We start from the raw sequence: 3,881 nt of genomic DNA on the forward strand, positions 1-3,881 counted from the left end.
CAGGACAGTCATCCCGTCGGCGGCGGCGGCGGTTCCTTCGTTGCCTACGTAGGACTCGGGCATTAGATCACCTCGTTCTTCCATGTCCCGCCCGGAGGCGAGTCGGTCCAGCGCTCTCCCGCCGGGATGAGGATCCAGGCGGCGGCGGGTGTGTCGGTCGTGCGTGACGTCACGGTCACGGTGTCTGTGTCGAAGTCGAACCGCACCGATTCAGCGATGCCGGTCTGTATCGGTGTGCCCTCCAGGAGCATGCTGAGGGTCTGGTCGGTGCGTTCGGTCCAGGTGGGTATCGCGGACGCGCTGACGGTGCGTCCTCGGCCCTGTGCGCGGCGCACGATGCTCTCCGCACGGCCAGGACCGGGGTACGGGGTGTCGGGCACTTCGACCTGGATCACCTTCGTGGGATTCGCGGTGAGCGCGAACGCATCGATTCGGCGCTGCTCGATGCCGTCGCGGTCGGTCCAGACGTATTCGTACACGGCGCCGTCGAACCACGCATCGTCCTCGCGGCTGAGGGTTTCCTCCGCGGCTTCGATGTTCACCGCGTGCCGGTAGGTCTGGTTCCCGTCTGCGCGGTAGTCGCTGTTGCGGAGGGTCCACCGTCGCTGCTCGTCGCATACCAGTCGGAGTCCTGCGGCCTTGAGTAGCGGCTCCAGGAACGCCATCCCCGACACACCGGCACGCCACACGAGCGACTCGGGCGGGCGCTCAACGGTCGGGGTGCGCGACGACGCCGAGGCGTGAGGCGCTGCCGACCACGCGTAGGTGTATGTGGCCGTGTTGGCCGTCGAGCCGTCAGAGTACGGCACAACCTCGTTGCCCTCGTAGAACATCACCGCGTCCACGTACGGCTGTTGACCGGCGGCAGTGGCCAGGTAGCCGAAGTGCACGCTCGCGCTCGTCGCGGCGGCGGGCGCTTTCGCGATCACGAACGGGCGGCTCCACGCGGAGCCCGCCACGGCGAGATTCGCGCCGGTCACCTGCGCGATCGTCACGCCCTGCTGATCCTTGAAGTGCACGCGGGCGTGCACGGTCGAGGCGACACTACAGATCAGGTGACCGGCGAGCACGTACCAGCGTCCTCCGGTGACGCGGATACCCGACGCGGCGGCATAGTCGGCGTAGCTGATCCCGGCGGCGTTCGTCGTCCACCGAAGACCGAACCCGGACGGCGGATCGAATGTCACCGGCTGACGCGACACCGCCGAGGCGTTGGTGCCTGCCGTCCACCCGTCCGCGTTGACCTCGATAGACGGGTTTGTGATGAGGTTGGTGATCGGCCAGTAGGCCGTGACGTTGGCGTCCTCCGTGCCCGAGGCGAGCATGAAGTCTCGGTACGGGCCGAGTCTGCTCGTCTGCTCCGTCACGAACCCTGTCGCGTCCAGACGCCCGCCGACGGGCACGGTCCCGGTGATGCGGAAGATGGGGACCACGCGCACCGCGCCAGGCAACCGGGTCACCGTCGCCGACACCCGCGTGAACTGCCCGGACGTGACGGGCGCGACCACATCGGACGTGCCGAGCGATGTCCCGCTTGCGTCAAGCTGCTGCACATAGACCCGCCCGACAGGCGCGGTGATCGAGGATGGGCGCACCCACGTCGAGACCGTGATCGCGGTTCCCAGCGGTGCCACGAGGAGGTTGTTTGTCGCGGTGCCGCGAATGTCGATGTAGGTGCTCGCCGTGGTCGCCTGAGCGCGGAGGAAGGTATCGATGCCCTCCCCACCGACGTTGAGGCCGACCGTCGTCGTAGGGGTCAGTGTCGGGTTTCCCGAACCGGACTGGGACGCCGACCACCCCGTGGTCGATGTGCCGCGCGGTCCCTGCGCCCGGTTCGGTGCGAGCCCGCCGACGCGACCGAGCACGTAGTCGCAGACTGCCCGCAGCGATGCCTGATACGTCCGAGGCGTGCCGTCATCCACGAGCTGCGCGAAGTCGCCCAGGAGGGCCTCGTCGGACGCGAGAGTGATGGTCACCTTCGACCCGGCACGGTCCGGCTTCGCGATACGGATACCGAGGTCGAAGGATCGGTTTCGAGTCGCGTCGGCGAGCACGGCGTCCACGTCGATCACGACGCGGCGCGAGTCCCGCGGGTCGAGCTTCGCCAAGAGCATCGGGTCTTTCACGGCGACAGTAATCTCGCCCTCGACATGAGGGATGCGCGACGCGTCCAGCCCGACGCCACCGGCGCTCTCCTCGTCGAGCGAGAGGACGATATCGCCCGCCACGTCCAAGACGCGGGCGGTGTAGATCGGCTTGGATACGGAGGTCATGACTGGACCTCGTGGAACGGAACCGAAACCGTCCACACCGAGCGCGTCTCGTCGTCGAGGCCCATCGAAATGGAACCCCCGGCCACGACGAACGACATCCCCACCTCGGGAACGTCGGGATCGGTGAGGGTGAGCACCTGGGGCACACGCAGGATCGCGAACGCGGCCCACGCCGCCGCGCGCGTTGCGAACACGAGCGAGAGGGTGCCAGTGCGCATTCCTGCCGGGCGCAAGGTGATGTCCGGGTCGGTGCGGCCCATCACCGTGTGGACAATCGAGCGCGCTTCGCTCGAAGCTTCGTAGCCATCGACGACGGTAGGAACGATCGTTCCGGAGGCGTGCGTGATCGTGGTCATCGGTTCCACCCGTCCGGGGTCAGCACCTTGGTTCCGACCTTGAGCACGGTCCCGGAGATGCGACGTGCCGCCCGGTCCCATTCGCTTGTGTCCACACCCACCCGAACTGTCGAGTTCCCGTCCGGAATGCCGTAGATTTTCCGCTCGATGGCGTCCACGTTCTCAGTCGCTCGGCCCGTTTCGGCGTCGATGTAGATCTGCTTGCCATCCGGCAGTGTCACCACGGTGTCGCCGAACTCATCTACCGTTCGCGTCGCGCCCTCGGTTCGGTCCGCCAGGAGCCGCAGTGAAGTCGAGTAGACGTCGGCTTGCTCGGCTCCGGCGTTCATCTCTCCAGTGAGAGCGGACAATGACTCTCCCCCGACTGAGACGTCCTCTCGCATTGTGCGCATGTCGTGGCTGAGCCCTCGGATATCACCGCCCGTCTTCTCGAGGGCAGCAGCCACGGTCGTCTCCTTCTGCGCCAGGGACTCACGGGCCTCGGCCAATGCGTTAGTGTCGCCAGCCATAGCGAGCAAGGCGACGGACTCGGTTACTCCCCAGTCCTTCGCGTTCCGCTGCGCTGCGGCATACTGCTCTTCGTCGGTGATAATCGCCCGCGCTCTCTCCACGAGTTGCGACGCGTTGAGAATGCGTCCTCCTGCCTCCACGTAGGCATCGGCCCACTCTGCGGCGCGTTCACGAGACTCCTGCTCGGCTTCGTTCATCGCCTCGAAACCGGCGACACCAAGCCCGATCCCGGCTGCCGCAAGTAGGCCCGCCGCCGCCCCTGCCGGGCCGAACCCGGCGAACGCGTTGGCGGCCACTTCCTGGAACATGTCCGCGATTGACTCGCCGCTACCGTCGAAGGATGCGGCGGCCTCCCGTGCAGTGCTGTTGGCTTCGTCCCTGAACTCCTCAGCGCCTTCCTTGGCATCGTCGAAGGATCGCCGCGAGGTTTCGCCGATGTTCTTTACTGCGTCATCGGCTTTCCCTGCTGCGCGCACCATGTCGCGGAACGACGCCTCCACCTTGTCGCCGGAGCGGCCACTGTCTCGGGCGAGGTCGTCGAGAGCTTCGCTGGTGTCGTCGAGCGCCTTGGAGAGGTCTTTGACATCACGTTGCGCGGCGCGCGTGTTGGCGGCGATATCGATGCTGAGGGCCATTACTCCTGTTTCCCTTCGAAGGCGGTGGCGATGGTGCGGACGGTGGTCTGCACCCAGAGGGCGGCGAGGCGGGGGATCATCTCGCGGGCGGCGGGAAAGAAGACGTA

At 66.8% G+C, this 3,881-nt stretch carries 3 protein-coding genes; all 3 read right to left on the reverse strand.

Annotation, left to right across the window (positions count from 1 at the left end):
• Positions 1–62: 62 nt before the first annotated feature.
• Genes DSP71_RS09010 through DSP71_RS09020 form a run of 3 tightly spaced genes read right to left on the reverse strand, consistent with a single transcriptional unit; the run spans position 63 to position 3,774 of the window.
• Entirely contained in the window at positions 63–2,273 is a 2,211-nt protein-coding gene (locus tag DSP71_RS09010) for a hypothetical protein (protein ID WP_113680925.1), read from the reverse strand.
• Positions 2,270–2,629 carry a hypothetical protein gene (locus DSP71_RS09015; RefSeq protein ID WP_113680926.1) on the reverse strand — a complete coding sequence of 120 codons (360 nt, stop codon included), beginning with the start codon at positions 2,627–2,629 and terminating at the stop codon, positions 2,270–2,272. The genes DSP71_RS09010 and DSP71_RS09015 overlap by 4 nt, the downstream gene beginning before the upstream one ends.
• Positions 2,626–3,774: a hypothetical protein gene (locus tag DSP71_RS09020; RefSeq protein ID WP_181800706.1), complete on the reverse strand. Its 1,149-nt coding sequence runs from the start codon at positions 3,772–3,774 to the stop codon at positions 2,626–2,628. Before DSP71_RS09020 ends, DSP71_RS09015 begins: the two co-directional genes overlap by 4 nt.
• Between the last annotated feature and the right edge of the window lie 107 nt (positions 3,775–3,881).

The organism is Microbacterium sp. H6 (genome assembly GCF_003314775.1).
GTDB lineage: Bacteria > Actinomycetota > Actinomycetes > Actinomycetales > Microbacteriaceae > Microbacterium > Microbacterium oxydans.

Bases quoted from the DNA above. Each gene is read 5' to 3' on its own strand.
- DSP71_RS09010 (WP_113680925.1), bottom strand. From the start codon at position 2,273: ATGACCTCCGTATCCAAGCCGATCTACACCGCCCGCGTCTTGGACGTG.
- DSP71_RS09015 (WP_113680926.1), bottom strand. From the start codon at position 2,629: ATGACCACGATCACGCACGCCTCCGGAACGATCGTTCCTACCGTCGTC.
- DSP71_RS09020 (WP_181800706.1), bottom strand. From the start codon at position 3,774: ATGGCCCTCAGCATCGATATCGCCGCCAACACGCGCGCCGCGCAACGT.